Annotated in this window: 15 protein-coding genes; 2 read left to right on the forward strand and 13 right to left on the reverse strand. The window is 70.7% G+C overall.

Annotated elements, in window-relative coordinates:
* The first annotated feature begins 60 nt into the window (after positions 1 to 60).
* Together AC1PZ7_RS18860 and AC1PZ7_RS18865 are read left to right on the forward strand one after the other, a co-directional pair.
* The gene (locus tag AC1PZ7_RS18860) at positions 61 to 2,376 is read left to right on the forward strand and encodes a PAS domain-containing sensor histidine kinase (RefSeq protein WP_482356721.1); all 2,316 of its coding nucleotides are present in this window, start codon (positions 61 to 63) and stop codon (positions 2,374 to 2,376) included.
* A gap of 9 nt (positions 2,377 to 2,385) precedes the next feature.
* Complete coding sequence (locus tag AC1PZ7_RS18865; RefSeq protein WP_482356722.1) at positions 2,386 to 3,501, forward strand: NAD(P)/FAD-dependent oxidoreductase; 1,116 nt, start codon at positions 2,386 to 2,388, stop codon at positions 3,499 to 3,501.
* A 46-nt stretch (positions 3,502 to 3,547) separates the two neighbouring features.
* Here the strand turns inward: AC1PZ7_RS18865 and AC1PZ7_RS18870 are convergent, their stop codons facing one another.
* The 13 genes from AC1PZ7_RS18870 to AC1PZ7_RS18930 all read right to left on the reverse strand — a co-directional run bounded on the left by AC1PZ7_RS18870 (position 3,548) and on the right by AC1PZ7_RS18930 (position 18,207).
* Positions 3,548 to 6,529, reverse strand: a complete 2,982-nt coding sequence (locus AC1PZ7_RS18870) for a bifunctional [glutamine synthetase] adenylyltransferase/[glutamine synthetase]-adenylyl-L-tyrosine phosphorylase (protein ID WP_482356723.1) — start codon at positions 6,527 to 6,529, stop codon at positions 3,548 to 3,550.
* Positions 6,530 to 6,597: 68 nt separating this feature from the next.
* Positions 6,598 to 8,007, reverse strand: coding sequence for a sensor histidine kinase (locus AC1PZ7_RS18875; RefSeq protein WP_482356724.1), 1,410 nt, complete (start codon positions 8,005 to 8,007; stop codon positions 6,598 to 6,600).
* Positions 7,991 to 8,671, reverse strand: coding sequence for a winged helix-turn-helix domain-containing protein (locus tag AC1PZ7_RS18880; RefSeq protein WP_482356725.1), 681 nt, complete (start codon positions 8,669 to 8,671; stop codon positions 7,991 to 7,993). The genes AC1PZ7_RS18875 and AC1PZ7_RS18880 overlap by 17 nt, the downstream gene beginning before the upstream one ends.
* Before the next feature lie 422 nt (positions 8,672 to 9,093).
* Positions 9,094 to 10,674 carry a Do family serine endopeptidase gene (locus tag AC1PZ7_RS18885; RefSeq protein ID WP_482356726.1) on the reverse strand — a complete coding sequence of 527 codons (1,581 nt, stop codon included), beginning with the start codon at positions 10,672 to 10,674 and terminating at the stop codon, positions 9,094 to 9,096.
* Between the two features lie 92 nt (positions 10,675 to 10,766).
* Positions 10,767 to 11,249: a cytochrome c-type biogenesis protein gene (locus tag AC1PZ7_RS18890; RefSeq protein WP_482359678.1), complete on the reverse strand. Its 483-nt coding sequence runs from the start codon at positions 11,247 to 11,249 to the stop codon at positions 10,767 to 10,769.
* Between the two features lie 5 nt (positions 11,250 to 11,254).
* A complete protein-coding gene (locus tag AC1PZ7_RS18895) occupies positions 11,255 to 11,446 on the reverse strand; it encodes a DUF2283 domain-containing protein (protein WP_482356727.1) in 192 nt (63 codons plus the stop codon).
* The gene (locus AC1PZ7_RS18900; RefSeq protein ID WP_482356728.1) at positions 11,443 to 11,694 is read right to left on the reverse strand and encodes a DUF4258 domain-containing protein; all 252 of its coding nucleotides are present in this window, start codon (positions 11,692 to 11,694) and stop codon (positions 11,443 to 11,445) included. The genes AC1PZ7_RS18895 and AC1PZ7_RS18900 overlap by 4 nt, the downstream gene beginning before the upstream one ends.
* Positions 11,695 to 11,696: 2 nt before the next feature.
* Positions 11,697 to 13,697 carry a heme lyase CcmF/NrfE family subunit gene (locus tag AC1PZ7_RS18905; protein ID WP_482356729.1) on the reverse strand — a complete coding sequence of 667 codons (2,001 nt, stop codon included), beginning with the start codon at positions 13,695 to 13,697 and terminating at the stop codon, positions 11,697 to 11,699.
* Positions 13,698 to 13,863: 166 nt separating this feature from the next.
* A complete protein-coding gene (ccmE, locus tag AC1PZ7_RS18910) occupies positions 13,864 to 14,310 on the reverse strand; it encodes a cytochrome c maturation protein CcmE (RefSeq protein WP_482356730.1) in 447 nt (148 codons plus the stop codon).
* A 2-nt stretch (positions 14,311 to 14,312) separates the two neighbouring features.
* Positions 14,313 to 15,446 (reverse strand): c-type cytochrome biogenesis protein CcmI, encoded by a 1,134-nt coding sequence (gene ccmI, locus AC1PZ7_RS18915; protein ID WP_482356731.1) that lies wholly within the window; start codon positions 15,444 to 15,446, stop codon positions 14,313 to 14,315.
* Positions 15,447 to 15,582: 136 nt separating this feature from the next.
* Positions 15,583 to 16,050 (reverse strand): YMGG-like glycine zipper-containing protein, encoded by a 468-nt coding sequence (locus AC1PZ7_RS18920; protein WP_482356732.1) that lies wholly within the window; start codon positions 16,048 to 16,050, stop codon positions 15,583 to 15,585.
* Positions 16,051 to 16,141: 91 nt separating this feature from the next.
* Entirely contained in the window at positions 16,142 to 17,521 is a 1,380-nt protein-coding gene (locus AC1PZ7_RS18925; protein ID WP_482356733.1) for an ATP-binding protein, read from the reverse strand.
* On the reverse strand, positions 17,521 to 18,207 hold the full coding sequence (locus tag AC1PZ7_RS18930; RefSeq protein WP_482356734.1) for a response regulator transcription factor: 687 nt from the start codon (positions 18,205 to 18,207) through the stop codon (positions 17,521 to 17,523). The genes AC1PZ7_RS18925 and AC1PZ7_RS18930 overlap by 1 nt, the downstream gene beginning before the upstream one ends.
* Positions 18,208 to 18,359 lie beyond the last annotated feature (152 nt).

Raw genomic sequence — 18,359 nt, forward strand, 5'->3', positions numbered from 1 at the left:
GCGGCACATCGCTCCTATCGAACTGGGAACGGGTTATTGGGACTTCGGGGGAGACCGGCGATGGCTCGCGCCAACGCTGCAGGCGCATCCGTGCGCGTACAGGCCATGCGAGGGCTTGCACGCTCAGTGGCGCGGCCTGCCTATCAGCGGTTGGTCGACGCCGAGCCCTTCATGCGCAAGGCGGTGCCGGCGCTGATCATCGCGTTCATCGCGTCGGTCGCCATTGCCGCGGTGGTTCAGATCCGCGCCTACCGCACCGAAGCCGTCGCCAACGCCAAGGACGAACTGGCCCTGTTCGCGGCGGCGATCTCGAGCGAAGCCGGCCGGCAGGCCGCCGGTTCCGCCCAGCCCGGCGCGCTGCTCAGCTCCAGCCTGCCGCCCCGGGCGACCGAGGACGGGCGTCATTACGGGCTGGTCGACGCCAGCGGCAAGGTGGTCGCCACCAATAGCGACGTCGCCGTCGCCTCCGAGCAGATCAGCCAGCTTCTCGCCAACACCCAGGCGCTGACCATCTTCGCCGAGAATGCCGGCGTCCTCGACGTCGTCATGCCGGACGGATCGCCGGCCCTCGCCACGGTGCGCAACCTGCCCAGCGGAACGCTGCAGCTTGTCGTGGTCCAGCCGCTCTCCGGCGCGCTGGCGACCTGGCAGTCGGACACCATCCTCACCGTCACCCTGCTCTCGACCACCGGCGCCGTGCTGCTGATCCTCGGCTTCGCCTTCCACTGGCAGGCGACCCGCGCCCGCGAGGCGGACGGCATCTACGAGACGGTGCGCGCGCGCATCGACACCGCGCTCTCGCGCGGGCGTTGCGGCCTGTGGGACTGGGACATGGGCCGGGGCCGCATGTTCTGGTCGGAATCGATGTTCGAGATGCTCGGCCACGAGCCGCGCGACGAGCTGATTTCCTTCGGCGAGGTGGCCGGCCTCGTCCACCCCGACGACACCAATCTCTACGACATCGCCCGCGAGATCGCCGACAAGCCCGGCCGCACCATCGACCGGGTGTTCCGCATGAAGCACGCCGACGGCCACTGGATATGGCTGCGCGCCCGCGCCGAAGTGGTGCCGCAGGACAATGGCGAGCCGCCCCACCTGGTCGGCATCGCCGTCGACGTCACCGAGGAGCGCCGCCTGGCCGAGCGCACCGCCACCGCCGACATGCGCCTGCGCGACGCCATCGAGAGCATCTCCGAGTCCTTCGTGCTGTGGGACAGCGCCAGCCGGCTGGTGATGTGCAACTCCAAGTTCCAGTCGCTCTACGGCATCGGCGACGCCAACGTCGCCCCCGGCACCGAGTTCGACACCATCGCCTCGCTCGCCCGCCAGCCGGTGCTGCGCATTCCGCTGCGGCCCGAGGACCGGCCGGAGGAAGGCGCCCGCGCCTTCGAGGCGCAGCTCGAGGGCGGGCGCTGGCTGAAAGTCACCGAGCGCCGCACCAAGGACGGCGGCTATGTGTCGGTCGGCACCGACATCACCGCGCTCAAGCGGCACGAAGAACGCCTGATGGAAAGCGAGAAGCGCCTCATGGCCCTTGTCGCGGACCTGCGCAAATCGCAGCAGACGCTGGAGATGCAGGCCCTCCAGCTCGCCGAGCTGGCGCAGAACTACGCCGACGAGAAGACCAAGGCCGAGGACGCCAACCGCGCCAAGTCCGAATTCCTCGCCAATATGAGCCACGAGCTGCGTACGCCGCTCAACGCCATCATCGGCTTCTCCGAACTGATGGAGAGCGGCCTGTTCGGCCCGCTCGGCAACGACAAGTACAACGAGTACTGCCGCGACATCCGCGATTCCGGCCGCTACCTGCTCGACGTCATCAACGACATCCTCGACATGTCGCGCATCGAGGCGGGCCGCGTGCAGCTCAACCTACAGCCGGTCCGGCTCGACGAGGTGGTCACCGACGCCATCCGTGTCATGTCGGTCCGTGCCGACGAGAAGCAGCTCACCATCGCCGCCGAAGCCGACGCCGCCGTCAGCGTCGAGGCCGACAGGCGCGCCCTCAAGCAGATCGCGCTCAACCTGCTCTCCAACGCCATCAAGTTCACGCCGGAGAATGGCCGCATCACGGTGCGCACCCGCCGCTCGGCCCATGCCGCCCTGCTCGTCATCGAGGACAGCGGCATCGGCATTCCCAAGAGCGCGCTGGCCAAGATCGGCAAGCCGTTCGAGCAGGTGGAAAGCCAGTTCACCAAGACCCACAAGGGCTCGGGCCTCGGCCTCGCCATCGCCAAGTCGCTGGTCGAGCTGCATGGCGGCTCGATGCGCATCCGCTCCTCCGAGGGCGTCGGCACGACGGTGGTCATCCGCCTGCCGCTGAACGGCCGCCCGGCGCTGCAATATCGCACTGGCCGGATGCTCCCCGCCGAATAAGATCGAGCCATGAGCGCACTTGAGGAATCTGCCGTCGACTGCGTCGTCGCCGGGGCCGGGGTGGTCGGCCTCGCCATCGCCCGCGCGCTGGCGCTGAAGGGGCGCGACGTGCTGGTGCTGGAGGCGACCGGCCTCGTTGGCTCGGAGACCTCGGCGCGCAACAGCGAGGTCATCCATGCCGGCATCTACTACGCCCCGGACACGCTGAAGGCCCGGCTCTGCGTGAGCGGGCGCGACGCGCTCTACGCCTATTGCGCCGGGCGCGGCCTCCCGCACCGGCGCTGCGGCAAGCTCATCGTCGCCACCAGCCCGGCGGAGACCGACAGGCTCGCCGCCATCGACGCCCATGCCCGCGCCTGCAACGTCACCGATCTCGCGCCGCTCACCGGCGCGCAGGCGCGCGCGCTGGAGCCCGCGCTGAAGGCCGAGGCGGCGCTGCTCTCGCCCTCCACCGGCATCGTCGACAGCCATGCGCTGATGCTCGCCTATCGCGGCGATCTGGAAGATGCCGGCGGCATGATCGCCTTCAACGCGCCGATCCTGCGCGGCGAGGTGACGGCGCAGGGTATCGTCCTCGATGTCGGCGGCGCCGAGCCGATGCGGCTTTCCTGCACCAGCTTCGTCAATGCCGCCGGCCATGGCGCGGTGCCGCTCGCCCGCGCCATCGAAGGCATTCCGGCGGAGGCCATCCCCGGCGCGTGGTTCTGCAAGGGTTCCTATTTCGCCCTGTCCGGCAAGGCGCCGTTCTCCCGCCTGGTCTACCCCGTGCCGGAACAGGCCGGGCTCGGCGTGCATCTGACGCTCGACCTCGGCGGACAGGCCCGCTTCGGGCCGGACACCGAATGGATCGACACGCCGAATTACGAGGTCGATCCGGTGCGCGGCGATAAATTCTACGCCGCCATCCGTCGCTACTGGCCGGCGCTGCCCGACGGCGCGCTGAACCCGGCCTATGCCGGCATCCGGCCGAAGATCGTGCCCGGCGGCGCCCCGGCGGCGGATTTCCGCATCGACGGGCCGGCCATGCACGGCGTGCCGGGGCTGGTGCAGCTCTTCGGCATCGAATCACCCGGCCTCACCGCCAGCCTCGCCATCGCCGACCTTGTGGCGGAGAGGCTCGCCTGACGACGCCCTCCACCTCGCGATGACGGCGCCGTAGGGGTTCGGGCTCTCACGCGCGCTTGCGCCGGCGCTGCGGAGCGACCTTCAGCAGCCGCTCGAAGGCCGCCCGCACCTGGCGCTGGGTCTCGAACAGATGCGCCTCCAGCGTCGAGAAATCCGGCATCGCCCCGGCCCGCGCCAGCAGGCGCCGCAGGGCGGGGCTCGCCTCGGCCGGGGTGAACGGCCCGGTGAGCGCGAGGCGCAGCACCTGCGTCAGGTCGTGCAGCAGCCGGCAGGCATCGGCCAGCACCTGCCCGTCCTGCGCGTCGATGATCCCGACCTTCTGCGCCGCCTCGATCACCCGCAGCGTCGAGGTGTCGACGATGCGCGGCTCACGCGCCGCATGGGCGAGCACGAGATACTGGGCGATGAACTCGATATCGATCAGCCCGCCGCGGGCATATTTGAGGTCCCAGGGGACATCGTCGCCCTTCTCGTCGGCGATGGCGCCGCGCATGTCGACGATGTCGGCGGCGAGCCGGCGCGGGTCGCGCGCGCGGCCCAGTACCTGGCTGATCGCCGCCTCCACCCGCGCGCGGAAGGCGGGCGAGGCGAACACCACGCGGGCGCGGGTCAGCGCCATGTGCTCCCAGGTCCAGGCTTCTTCCGCCTGATAGGCCTCGAAGCGCGGCAGGCTGGTCGCCACCGGCCCGGCCCGGCCGGACGGCCGCAGCCGCAGGTCGACCTCGTAGAGCTGGCCGGCGTTGGTCGGCGTGGTCAGCGCGCTGACGAGGCGCTGGGTGAGCCGGGCGAAGTACTGCGCGCCGTAGAGCGGGCGCGGCCCGTCGCTCTCCGGGTGCTCCTCGTCGAAATCGTACAGCACGATCAGGTCGAGGTCGGAGCCGGCGGTCATCTCGCGCCCGCCGAGCTTGCCCATGGCCAGCACCGCCACCTCGGCACCGGCGATGGTCCCGTGCGGCTCGCGGAACCGCGCCGCGACCGAGGTCTCCAGCGCGCGGATGATGACATCCGCCAGCCGCGCGAAGGCCTCCCCCGCCCGCGCCGCCGGCAGCGTGCCGGAGAGGATGCGCACGCCGATCAGCACATGGTGTTCCTGCCGGAAGCGGCGGGCGCGGTCGAGCCGGTCCTCCTCGTCTTCCGCCTGCTCCAGATCGGCGGCGAGGCGCGCGGCAAGCTCGGGCTCGTCCGGCAGCGCGCCGAAGAAGGCCGGATCGAGCAGCGCGTCGATCAGCGAGGGCCGGTGCGCCAGCATCTCGCCAAGCCTCGGCGCGGTGCCGAGGATGGTGGCAAGAAGCCGCACGAGATCGGGATTGTGGCGCAGCGCCGGCAGCAGGCGATGGGCGGTCGGCATCTCGCGGAAAAAGCGGTCGGCGGCGTTGAGCCCGGCATCGGGCGCCCCGCCACGCGCCAGCGCGTCGACGAGCAGCGGCACGATGGCCTCGAGGTCCTCGTGCACGCCTTCCGGCCTCAGCGCGCGCGGCTCGCCGGCGAGCCAGCCGCGCACGGTGGCGCTCGCCACCTTCGGGTCGGCATAGCCGAGCCGGTGCAGCGTCGCCAGCGTCTCGCGGTCGTCCTTCCCGGCGGGGAATTCCAGCCGCCCCTCCACCGCCGCGCGCGGCCGGGCATCCTCGAACAGCTTGGAATAATGGTCCTGCACGCGGGAAAGGCGCTTGATCAGCGCCTGCGCGAAAGCCTCGCGGTCCTCATAGCCCATGAAACGGGCGAAGCCCGCGAGCGTCTCCTCGTCCTCGGGCAGGCTGTGGGTCTGCGCGTCGGCCACCATCTGCAGCCGGTGCTCGACCCGGCGCAGGAAATGATACGCCTCGTCGAGCTCCTCCCGCGCGGCCTCGCCGATCCAGCCGGTCTCGGCCAGCACGGCGAGCGCCTCCAGCGTGCGCGGGGTGCGCAGGCGCGGGTCGCGACCGCCGGCGATGAGCTGCTGGGTCTGGGCGAAGAACTCGATCTCGCGGATGCCGCCGCGCCCGAGCTTCACATTGTGCCCCTCGACGGCGATCGCCTCGTGCCCGCGGAAGGCGTGGATGTCCTGCTTCATGGCGTGCACGTCCGCCACCGCCGCATAGTCGAGCGCCCGCCGCCAGACGAAGGGGGAGAGGTGCTTGAGGAAGCTGTGGCCGAGCGCCAGGTCGCCGGCGATCGGCCGCGCCTTGATATAGGCGGCGCGCTCCCAGGTGGCGCCCTCGCGCTCGTAATAGTCGAGCGCCGCCTCGACCGAGAGCGCGACCGGCGTCGAGGCGGGATCGGGCCGCAGGCGCAGGTCGACGCGGGCGACATAGCCCTCGCCGGTGCGCTCCTGGATCAGCCGCACGAGGCGCTGCGTCATCCGCACGAAGAACGGCGCCGCCTCGACATCCTTGGCCAGCGGCGCGGTCTCGGGGTCGTAGAGCACGATCAGGTCGACGTCGCTGGAATAGTTCAGCTCGCGTGCGCCGTGCTTGCCCATGGCGAGCACGGTGTAGCCCAGTCCCTCGACGCCGGTCTTGCGCAGCTTGCGGGCGGAAACCCCTTCGCGCACGAGATAGGCCACCGCCGCCGCGATGGCGGTGTCGGCGCTGGCCGTCAGCTCGGCGGTCACGACGGTGAGGTCGAACACGCCACCGATGTCGGCGAGCGCGACCGTGAGCGCGGTCTCCGCCCGCAGCCGGCGCAGCGCCGCCATCACCGCCGCCTCGTCCTCCGTCGCCTCCACCGCCGCGACGGCGGCGGCGCGGGCGCCGGCCAGCGTCTCGGCCGGGTCGCCCTCCAGCAGCCGCAGCAGGCGGGCGGGATCGACGCGGATCAGCTCGCTCAGGAAGGGCGAATGTTCGACGAGGCTCGCCAGCACGGCGCGCGCCTCGTCATGGCCGGCGAGCAGCGTCTCCAGCCGCGTGCGCGCGCCCTTGGGCGCACCGGCGATCGCATCCTTCAGCGCGGCGGGCAAGCCGTCCGGCACGGGGAAGCCCGGCTCACGACGCAGCCGCGCCACGAGACTGTGCCCGTCCGTCTTCCTCGCCTCGCCCCGCGGTGCCGCCATTTACGACTCGTCCCCCTTCAGTACGGACCTTAGGCCGATCCGCCGCCCGATGCTCCCATCCGCGCCGTTCACCCCGGCGCGGCCTCGTCGGAGAGGTCGAGCGGCAGGTCGATAACGATCCTGAGGCCCGGATCGTTGCCCTCCAGCGAGAGCGTGCCGCCATGCAGGCGCACCACCGCCGCGACCAGCGACAGGCCGAGCCCGAAGCCGGGCCGCGTGCGGCTCGCCTCCAGCCGCACGAAGCGCTCCAGCACGCGCGGCCGGTCCGCCTCGGAAATGCCGGGGCCGCGGTCGGCCACCACCAGGCGGGCGCGCGCGCCGTCCCGCGTCGCGGTGAGCGTGATGTCGCGCCGCTCGCCGGGGGTGGCGGGGGCGCTGTACTTGATCGCGTTGTCGATCATGTTGGACAGCGCCTGCCCGAGCAGCTCGCGCACGCCATGCACCGGCAGCGGCACGGGCGCGTTCGCCACGATGTCGAGCCCGCTCTCGTCGGCCACCGGCTCGTAGAGCTCGGCCACGCTCGCCACCGTCTCGGCGAGGTCGAAGCGCCGCATCGCCGCGTTCGCCTGCCCGGCCTCGGCGCGGGCGATCATCAGCAGCGCGTCGAAGGTGCGGATCAGCCCGTCGGATTCGTCGATGGTCTGCTCCGTCGCCGCCCGCCATTCCGGCTCGCTCTGCGCCGTGCGCAGCGCGTCCTCGGCGCGGTTGCGCAGCCGGGTCAGCGGCGTCTTGAGGTCATGGGCGATGTTGTCGGAGACCTCCTTCAGCCCCGCCATCAGCGCCTCGATGCGGTCCAGCATGGCGTTGAGGCTGAGCGCGAGGCGGTCGAACTCGTCGCCCGTGCCGGCCACGGCGAGGCGGCCCGACAGGTCGCCGGCCATGATGCCGTCGGAGATCGCCGTCATCTGGTCGATGCGCTTGAGCACCCGGCGGGTGACGAACAGCCCGCCCGCCATGCCGAGCACGACCAGCAGCGCCAGCCCCCACACGGCCGGCCCGATGATGATCTTGCGCAGCTCCTCGCGCTCGACGACGTCGCGGCCGATCAGCAGCCTGAACTCGCCGGGCAGGAAGATCACATGCACCAGCGCCCGGCTGGGCGTCGCGGAGGCATCCTCCGAGCGCAGATAATCGATCTCCCGCCAGCCCTGCTTGTCGAGGAAGTTCAGCGGCAGGTTGAGCACGTTGCCGGCGAGCGGGTCGCCGCTGAAGCTGGTGACGAGCAGCAGCCCGGCATCCGGCGCCCGCGCCCGGCGGTTCACCACCTGCACGAGGCGGGAGACGCCGCCGCGCTCGAACTGCGCCTGCATGTAGCGGGAATCGTTCTCGATCGCCTCCACCGCCTGGCGCGTCACCAGGCGCTGCGTGTGCCAGCCCAGATAGGCGATGACCGAGCCGGCGAAGATGGCGAAGACGAACAGATAGGCCGCGATCAGCTTGAACGCGGTGGTGCGGACGAGTTTACCGAGAGCCGTCACGAACAATGTATCCCGCGCCACGCACCGTATGGAGCAGCGGCGGATCGAAGCCCTTGTCGATCTTCGAGCGCAGCCGCGAGACGTGCACGTCGATCACGTTGGTCTGCGGGTCGAAATGATAGTCCCACACATTCTCCAGCAGCATGGTGCGGGTCACGACCTGCCCGGCGTGGCGCAGCAGATATTCCAGCAGGCGGAATTCGCGCGGCTGCAGCACGATCTCCTGCCCGGCGCGGGTGCAGCGATGCGCCAGCCGGTCGAGTTCGAGGTCGGCGACGCGGTAGACGGTGTCGGTCGCCTGCGGGCCACCGCGGCGCGCCAGCGCCTCGACCCGGGCCAGCAGCTCGGAGAAGGCATAGGGCTTGGGCAGGTAGTCGTCGCCGCCGGCGCGCAGGCCGGTCACCCGGTCGTCGACCTGGCCGAGGGCGGAAAGGATCAGCGCCGGGGTCTTGTCGCCATGGCCGCGCAGGTCGGCGATCACGGAGAGGCCGTCGCGGCGCGGCAGCATGCGGTCGACGACCAGCACGTCGTAGCCGCCGTCGCGGGCCAGGGCGAGGCCCTCTTCGCCGTCGGAGGCCACGTCCACGACGTGGCCGGTCTCGCGGAACGCCTTGCGCAGATAATCGGCGGCGTCACGGTCGTCCTCGACGATGAGCAGGCGCATGGGGGACTCTTCGGCGCTCTTTCGGGCGGCCCTCCGGAATTCCGCGAGGTCGATGACCGGGCCATCGTTGCCCCGCGCGGAATCGGAGGCGGCGGTGGGATTCGAATTCGTCTCCATGTACGTCATTTCGAGCCTCGCGCCTATCTGTACGTCCGCCGGGGATACCGCCGAAGTCCTGTGCATCCGCCGGCGCCGGCGCCGGCCTGCCCCCGAAAAAGATGACGCGGGGAACCCTTTCGGACTCCCCGCGCCACCGAACCGGCCGCAGCCCAAGGGGCGACGGAACGAGCCGCAACCGGAACTCTTAGAGTGCGATCCGATCAGATTTCATCGATCTGATCGGCAACTCGCGCTCTACGCTGGACTAGAGAACGAGCGATCCGATCCGCTTGCGGCGCAAGCGGATCGGCGCGTGCTCTCGGTCAGCCGCGCTGGTCGCCCAGCGAGATGGCGACGAAGCGGGTGCCCTGCTCCGACTTGACGCGCATCAGGACGGCCTTGCGGTTGTCCTTCTTGGCGGCGGTCAGGCCGTCGCGGACGTCGGCCGGGGTCATGACCGGCTTGCCGCCGACGTCGAGGATGACGTCGCCCGCCTTGATGCCGCGCTCGGCGGCCGGGCCGTTCGGCTCGACCTCGGTGACGACGACGCCGATGTCACCGGCGCCGGCGACACCCTTGGCGGGCGCCAGCGAGAGGCCGAGACGGGGCACGTCGCGAGCGGCCTGCTCACGCTCCTCGCCACCCTTGGCCTTGTCGGCCGAGGCGACGTCGGTCGGGAGCTGCTCGAGCGTCACCGGAACGGTGATCGACTTGCCGTCGCGCAGGACGCTCAGCTTCACGGTGACGCCGGGCTTCTTGCGGGCGATCTCGCGGGACATCTCACGGGAGTCCTTGATGGTCTCGCCGTCGATGGCCGTCACGATGTCGCCGGGCTTGAGGCCGGCCTTCTCGCCGGGCGTGCCGGGCTGAACCTGGGCGATCAGCGCGCCTTCCGCCTGCTTGAGGTCCATCGCCTCGGCGACCTCGTCGCTCACCGGCTGGATCTGCACGCCGACATAGCCGCGCGCCACCTGGCCGCCTTCCTTCAGCGCCGCGACCACCTCGGAGACGGTCTCGGAGGGAATGGCGAAGGCGATGCCGACATTGCCGCCCGAGGGGGAGACGATGGCGGTGTTCACGCCGATGACCTCGCCGTCGAGGCCGAAGGTCGGGCCGCCGGAATTGCCACGGTTGATCGGGGCGTCGATCTGCAGGAAGTCGTCATACGGGCCCGAGCCGATGTCGCGGCCACGCGCCGAGACGATACCCGCCGTGACGGTGCCGCCGAGGCCGAACGGGTTGCCGACCGCGACCACCCAGTCACCGACGCGCGGCGCCTTGTCGGCCAGCTTCACCCACGGGAAGTCCTTGTGGCCGTCGACCTTCAGCAGCGCCACGTCGGTGCGCGGGTCGGTGCCCACCACCTTGGCGGTGTAGGTCTTGCCGTCGGTCGTGGTGATGTCGACTTCCGCGGCGCCGTCGACGACGTGGTTGTTGGTCACGACATAGCCGTCGTCCGAGATGAAGAAGCCGGAACCCTGGCCGACCACGGCGCGATGGCCGGGACCGCGGCGCGGACCCATCTCCGGGCCGCCGGGGGCGCCGGGGCCACCCTGGCCGAAGCCGAAGCGGCGCATGAAGCGCTCGATCTGCGGGGGAACGTTCTGACCGCCCATGGAGTCTTCGTCGTCATTGGCGGCGATCTGGTCCTCGTCCTTCTTCACCTTCACGCTGACGACGGCGGGCGAGACCTTCTCGACGATGTCGGCGAAGGAGAACGTGCCGGCCGGCTGGTTGGTGGAGAGCTGCGCGAGGGCGGGGGTAACGGTCTCAGGGAGGACGAAGGCGCCGACGGCGCCACCGGCGAGAGCCAGGGTGAACACGCCGGCGAGCAGCCGGGTGCGGCTCTTGCGCAGCGTGGACGACGAAGGGGTGCGGGTCTGGTTGAGCGCGTTGCGCGGCATGTGTCGTTCCTCGTTCGACAAATCACTCTCCCCACCGGGAGCGTTGAACGAGAACGTAGAGGCCGTCGCCTTAACGCAGGCTGGCGGTGGCGTTAAAGTTTCGTAACGTCGGAAGGGTCGTCGCCCAGCGCCGCGCGCAGCCGCGCCTCCTCGTCCGGCGACAGCGGGGCGGCCACCGGCGCCGGCCGCGCGGCGCGGCGGCGATAGGTGATCCAGATGCCGATGCCGCCGACGACCAGCACGCCGAACGGCGCCAGCCACAATATCGCGTTCGCCCCGTGCCAGGTCGGGCGCAGCAGCACGAACTCGCCATAGCGGGCGACGAGATAGTCCAGCACCTCGCGGTTGCTCTCGCCCTGCTGGATGCGCTCGCGCACCAGCAGGCGCAGGTCCTTGGCCAGCGGCGCGTCGGAATCGTCGATCGACTGGTTCTGGCAGACCATGCAGCGCAGCTCCTTGGAGAGCTCGCGCGCCCGCGCCTCCTGCGCCGGATCGGACAGCACCTCGTCGGGCTGCACGGCGGCGGCGGGGGAGATCAGGGCGAGGCCGAGAAGGAGGGTCGCGAGAAGGCGCATGCTGCTCACTCAGCCGCTTCCGTCAGCACTTCCGGGGCGAGTTTCTCGCGCGCCTGAAGCAGCTCCAGCGCGAGAATATGCCCCTCGCCGTCGTAGTCGAGGATGACGCCCGGCGAAACCTCTTCGCTCTCGACGATGTCGCCAACGCTGAAGCGCACATAGAGGGCGTTCGCCTCTGGATCATATTTCAGCTTCATGGCCGCCGGGCTCCACGATCGAAAAAGGCCGTGACAACAAATGCCGTCGTGCCATCGTCCTTGTAAACCACACGCAGAATGCGTCCGCCACGCTCAGCGACGCCCGCAAAGGCACGGGTGAGTTCCGGACCATTCGGGTCCGGTTCGGTCCATTCCGGTCCGTTCAGCACACGCTCCTCCCCGGCCGCCTCAAGTCCGCGCTCGCGCAGCACAACCAGCATATGGGCGCTGAAGCGATAATTCGGCACCCTCACTCCGCCGGCACCGGTGCCGCCGGATCGGGCTTGACCTTCGGCTTCTTCGCCGGCTTGGGCGCGCCGACGCGCAGGCGCCGGTCGCTCAGCGACAGCGCGCCGCCCAGCGCCATGATGATGGAGCCGATCCAGATCAGCGTGACGAAGGGCTTCCAATAGGCGCGCACGCCCACCCCGCCGCCCGGCAGTTCGTCGCCGAGGCTCACATAGAGCTGGCTGAACCCCATGGTGCGGATGCCGGATTCGGTGGTCGGCATGTTGCGGGCGGTGAACAGCCGCTTGGCCGATTCGATGGTGCCGAGGTCGACGCCGCCGCGCCGCACGGTGAACACGCCCACGAGGTCGCGGTAATTGGGCCCGTTGCGCGGCTCCAGCCGGTCCAGCGTCAGCTCGTAGCCGCCCACTTCCAGGCTGCCGCCGACCTTCACGCCGGCGATGCGCTCGGCGTTCCAGCTGGTCTCGGCGATGATGCCGAACAGGCAGACGCCGACGCCGGCATGGGCCAGCGCGCCGCCGAACACCGAGCGCGGCAGGCCGCGCAGCCGGGCGAAGGCGGTCTTCAGCGGCACCCGGCCGAAGCCGGCGCGCTCGGTCACTTCGGCCACCGCGCCGATCACCACAAAGGCGGCCAGCCCCATGCCGAACGGCGCCAGCAGCGGCCCGCCGCCCTGCGCATAGGCCGCCAGCGCGGCGATGACGATGCCGGCACCGAAGGCCGCCATCAGGCGCTGCGTCGCCCCGGCGAGGTCGCCGCGCTTCCAGGCCAGCAGCGGGCCGAACGGCATGGCGAACGCCACCGGCAGCATCAGCGCGCCGACCGTCAGGTTGAAATAGGGCGGCCCGACCGTGATCTTGGCGCCGTTATAGGCTTCCAGCGCCAGCGGATAGAGCGTGCCGACCAGCACCGCCGCCGCCGCCGCCGTCAGCAGCAGATTGTTCAGCACCAGCGCGCCCTCGCGCGAGACCGGGGCGAACAGGCCACCCTGGCGCAGCAGCGGCGCGCGCAGCGCGTAGAGCGTCAGCGAGCCGCCGATGAAGAAGACGAGGATGGCGAGGATGAACACGCCGCGCGAGGGATCGGTGGCGAAGGCGTGCACCGAGGTCAGCACGCCCGAGCGCACGAGGAAGGTGCCGAGCAGCGACAGCGAGAAGGCGAGGATGGCGAGGAGCACGGTCCACACCTTCAGCGCGTCGCGCTTCTCCATCACCACGGCGGAATGGATCAGCGCCGTGCCGGCGAACCACGGCATCAGCGAGGCGTTCTCCACCGGGTCCCAGAACCACCAGCCGCCCCAGCCGAGCTCGTAATAGGCCCAGTAGGAGCCCATGGCGATGCCGAGCGTCAGGAACGCCCAGGCGGTCAGCGCCCAGGGCCGCACCCAGCGCGCCCAGGCGGCGTCGATGCGTCCCTCCATCAGCGCCGCCACGGCGAAGGCGAAGGTGATGGAGAAGCCGACATAGCCGAGATAGAGCAGCGGCGGATGGATGGCGAGGCCGATGTCCTGCAGGATCGGGTTGAGGTCCTGCCCTTCCGCCGGCGGCGGCACGACGCGCACGAAGGGGTTGGAGGTCAGCAGGATGAACAGCAGGAACGCCACCGCGATCGAGCCCTGCACGCCGAGCACGTTCGCCTTGAGCCGGGCGGGCAGGTTCGAGCCGAACAGCGACACCAGCGCGCCGAAGATCGCCAGCACCAGCACCCACAGCAGCATGGAACCCTCATGGTTCCCCCATGTGCCGGTGATGCGGTAGAGCAGCGGCTTGGCCGAGTGCGAGTTCTCGACCACATTGAGCACCGAGAAATCGGACTGCACATAGGCCGAGACCAGCGTCGCGAAGGCGAGGCCGACGAAGCCGGCGAGCACCAGCGCCAGCGTGGAGCCGACCTTCATCAGCGCCGCGTCGCCGGTCCGTGCGCCCCACACCGGGATGGTCGTCATGAGAATGGCGACGGCGAGCGAGAGCACCAGCGCGTAGTGGCCGACCTCCGGGTTCATCGCGTGACACCTTTCCAGAAGCCGCCGTCCATCGTCATCCCGGACGGCGCGGCACGCGCCGATCCGGGATCGCGTGACGAATGCGGAACATCATGAGCAGACGATCCCGGCGCGCGGCGCTGCCGCGTCCGGGATGACGGGGGGAGGAAGCCCGGCGTGGCACCCCTCATGGCTTCGCCTCCCCTTCCTTCCAGACGCCCTGTTTCTTCAGCGCGTCGGCGACTTCCTTGGGCATGTAGTTCTCGTCGTGCTTGGCGAGCACGCTGTCGGCGCGGAAGCTGCCGTCCGGCGTCATCGCCCCCTCGACGATCACGCCCTGCCCTTCGCGGAACAGGTCGGGCAGCAGCCCGATATAGCTCACCGTCAGATCCGCCCCGCCATCCGTCACCACGAAGCGCACATGGGTGTCGTCGGACTTGGTCACGCTGCCGTCCTTCACCAGCCCGCCGAGCCGCAGCCGCGTGCCGGGCGCCGTCCGCTCGGCGGCAATCTCGCTCGGCGTGCGGAAGAACACGATGGTGTCGTTGAGCGCGAACAGCACCAGCCCGGCGGCGACGCCGAGCACGCCGACCGCACAGGAAATGACGAGAAGACGGCGTCCCTTGCGGGTCATGATCAGGTCCCCAGACCGAGTTCGCGCGCCAGCGCGTCGATGCGCCCGAGCGCGGCGTCGTCCTTGGCGAAATGGGCGCGGGCCTCAAAGGCGGCGGCCTTGGCCTTGTCGGCCTCGCCCAGCACGTTCCAGGCCCGCATCAGCCGCAGCCAGCCCTCGATGTCGGCGCCGTCCTGCGCCAGCCGGGCCTCGAGGCGCTCGACCATGCCGCGCACCATACCCTGGCGCTGCTCCGGGGTCATGCTGCCGGCGGCGGCGATGTCGTCCGCGCTCGGTCCGGCGAAAGTGGCGGGTGGCGGCGCGGCGCCGACCCGCGCCAGCGATTCCCGCACCAGCCCGAGCCACGGCGCGTCGGGCGGCGTGTCCGCCGCCAGCGCGCTCCAGATCTTCCCGGCCTCGGCCGGCTGGCCGTCCTGCTCGGCGGCGAGGCCGAGGAAATAGCGCGCCTTGGGGTTTTTCGCATCGTCGGCGAGGGCGGCCTGGAACGCCGCCTTGGCGTCCGCCGTCACCACCCCGCCGGCCTGCGCGGTCAGCGTCTCGCCGAGCCCGGTCTCGCGCGCGCTGCTCGGGCCGAGCAGGCGGATGGCGCTGGACCAGGCGCGCGCGGCGTCGTCGAGCCGCCCCATGCGGACATAGATCGGCGCGACCACCTCATAGCCGCGCCCGTCATTCGGGTTGGCCTCGAGATGGTCCTCGACCTTGCGGATGAGGATGGCGATGTCGGACTGGTCGGGGCGCGCCTCGAGGCGCTGGGCCAGCGGCTGCGGCGGATAGAGCGGCGAGCCGAGGAAAACATAGAGCGTGCCCGCGAGCGCCGGCACGCCGATGAGCGCGATCACCGCGACGAGGCGCCGGCGCATCGTCGCGCCCGTCATCGCCCGTTCGTGTCCGGCCTCGGCCGAGGCGCGCAGGATGCGGCGGGCGACCTCGGCCCGGGCGGCCTCGCCTTCCGCCGCGCCGATCAGCCCGGCGGCGCGGTCGCGTTCGATCTCGCCGAGCTGGTCGCGATAGACCGCGAGGTCGGCATCGGCGGCGCCGGCCGCCTGGCCGGTGCCGGCAGCGCCGGCGCGCAACGGCCAGAGCACCGCCAGAATGGCGGCGCCCGTCATCAGCGAGAAGGCGATCCACAGCAACATTAGTCTTCCTCTAATGCGCTGAGGTAGCCGACCCGGAGGCCGCCGCCAATCCGTATCAACCTCGGTCGGATCGACGCAGGCTCACAGTCGCGCGAGCGCGGCGGCCGCCTGCGTCAGCCCGCCACGGGCGCGACGGTCAGCCCGCTACCGGCGTCCAGGTGCCGTCCGGGTTGCGGCAGGCGGTGCCGCGCGCCGTCTGCGGCTGGCCGTTGATGTAGACGGTATGGGTGAATTCGCGGCATTTGGGCGAGCCGCCGCGCGCATAGGTCGGGCCGGGAACGATGGTGCCATAGGCGCCGCTGTCGCCGCGCCAGCTCACCGGCGCGCCGGGGTTGCCGTATTCGAGCGCCTGCATCTCGGCGTCGCGCGCCCGCTGCCGGTCCGCCTGGTCCAGCGCATTGCCGATGGTGCCGCCGATCAGGCCGCCCACCGCCGCGCCGACCAGCGTGCTGGCGGCGTTGTGCCCCGCAAGCTGGCCGATCACGCCGCCCGCAACCGCACCAATGGCCGCACCGCCGACGGTGTTCGGGTTTTCCTGGGCGGTGCTGCAGCCCGCAAGGACACCGGCGATCAGGCCCACGGCCACGAATTGGTATGCGCGCATGAAATCCATTCCTCCAGCTTCGACGGCACCTTTCGCACCAAGGAGGAGGAATAGGGCGAAAGCGCGGCTCCGTCACCTCTACCCCGGCACCTTAGGCCAGGGGCAGGCGCACGATGCAGCGCAGGCCGCCGAAGGGGGAGCGGTCGAGGGTGAGCCGGCCGCCATAGAGCCCGGCGAGCTCGGAAACGATGGACAGTCCCAGCCCGGAGCCCGGCTTGGTCTCGTCGAGCCGCTTGCCGCGCTTGAGCGCCTCGGCCTGCTGCGCGGGCGTCAGCCCCGGCCCGTCATCGTCGATGACGATCTCGAAATAGTCCCGCTCGCCGCCCTCGCCCGGCACCGGCGCCACGGCGATCTCCACCAGCGAGCGCGCCCATTTGCAGCCATTGTCGACGAGGTTGCCGAGAATCTCCTCGAGGTCCTGCCGCTCGCCGCGGAAGCGTACGCCCCCCGAAACCTCCGCCTCCACCTCGATGCCCTTGGAGCGGTAGACCTTGGCGAGCGTCGCCGCGAGCCGGACGACGATCGGCTCGACCTCCTCCACCGTGGTGACGACGGAGGCGCGCGCCGCCATCCGGGCGCGCTCCAGATGGTGCGCCACCTGGCCCTTCATGATCTCCGCCTGCTCGCCCACCTTGGCGGCGAGCGGATCGCCCTGCGCGGCGGCGCGCGCGGCCTCGTTCTGCAGCACGGAGATGGGGGTCTTCAGCGCATGGGCGAGATTGCCGACATGGGTGCGGGCGCGCTCGACGATCTCGCGATTGGTCTCGATCAGCGCGTTCACCTCGGCGGCGAGCGGGGCGATCTCCACGGGATATTCGCCCACGATACGGTCCGCCTGCCCCGTGCGCACCGCGTGCAGCGCGGCGAGCATGCGCTTGAGCGGGCGCAGGCCGAACAGCACCTGGAACACCAGGGTGAGCAGGAACGCCCCGCCGAGAACCGCCAGCGTCACCGCCAGCGCCCGGTCGAAGGCCTCCACCTCCTCCTCGATCTCGCCGGCATCGGCCGCCACCGCGACGGCGTAGCGCCCGTCCTCGCCGAGATCGACGACGCGCTCGACGATGCGCAGCTTCTGCCCGGCCGGCCCCTTGGCATAGCCGTCGCGCATGCCCGAGAGGTCCGCCTGCGGCTCGCGCTCGAACAGCAGCGGCAGCGTGCCCTCCGGCAGCGAGCGCGAGGTCTTCACCTGCCGCGCCGGCCCGTCGGTGCGGCTGATCTGCCAGTACCAGCCGGAGACCGGGAAGTTGAACAGCGGATCGCCGAGCGTCGTCGGCTCCGGCATGGTGCCGGGGGTGGAGTTGGCGACATCCGCCACGATGGTCTTGAGATAGACGTCGAGCCGCTGGTCGAAGGCCCGCTCCACCGCCTCGCGATAGACCGAATGCAGCGCGAAGCCGGTCACCAGCAGCACGGCGACCATGATCACCGTCGCCGAGATGAAGAGCCGTAGCGCCAGCGAGCCGGCGCGCATCAGCGCGGCGCGTCCGGGCGCGGCGTTTCCGGCGCCACCAGGAGATAGCCGAGCCCGCGCACGGTCTGGATCACGTCGACGTCGAGCTTTTTGCGCAGACGGCCGACAAAGACCTCGATGGTGTTGGAATCGCGGTCGAAATCCTGGTCGTAGAGATGCTCGACCAGCTCGGTGCGCGAGACCACCCGTCCGGTATGGTGCATGAGATAGGCGAGCAGGCGATGCTCGTGCGAGGTCAGCTTCACCTGTTTCCCGTTCACCGTCACCCGGCCCGAGCGCGTGTCGAGCATCACCGGCCCGCAGGTCAGCTCGCTGGCGGCGTGGCCGGCGGAGCGGCGCAGCAGCGCGCGGATGCGCGCCAGCACCTCCTCCATGTGGAACGGCTTGGCGACATAGTCGTCGGCGCCGGCATCGAAGCCCTGCACCTTGTCGCTCCAGCGGTCGCGCGCGGTGAGGATCAGCACCGGCATCTTGCGCCCCTCGCGGCGCCAGGCTTCCAGTACGGAGAGGCCGTCCATCTTCGGCAGGCCGATATCGAGCACCACCGCGTCATAGGGCTCGGTGTCGCCGAGAAAATGGCCTTCCTCGCCATCATGGGCGCGGTCGACGGCATAGCCGGCCTCGATCAGCGCCTCGACCATCTGGCGGTTGAGATCGGGATCGTCCTCGACAACAAGCAGACGCACGGCTTCTCCTCGACGCAGCACCGCGCGGAGCGACGCGGCGCGGGGAGAATGCCACCGCGCGGCACGGATGTCAGGTGCGGGCGCCTCATCGTCTCCCGTCATCCCGGACGGCCGCAGGCCGAGCCGGGATCGTGCGCAGGACAGAGAGCGGT

This window comes from Ancylobacter sp. TW_SC_1, from assembly GCF_056836805.1.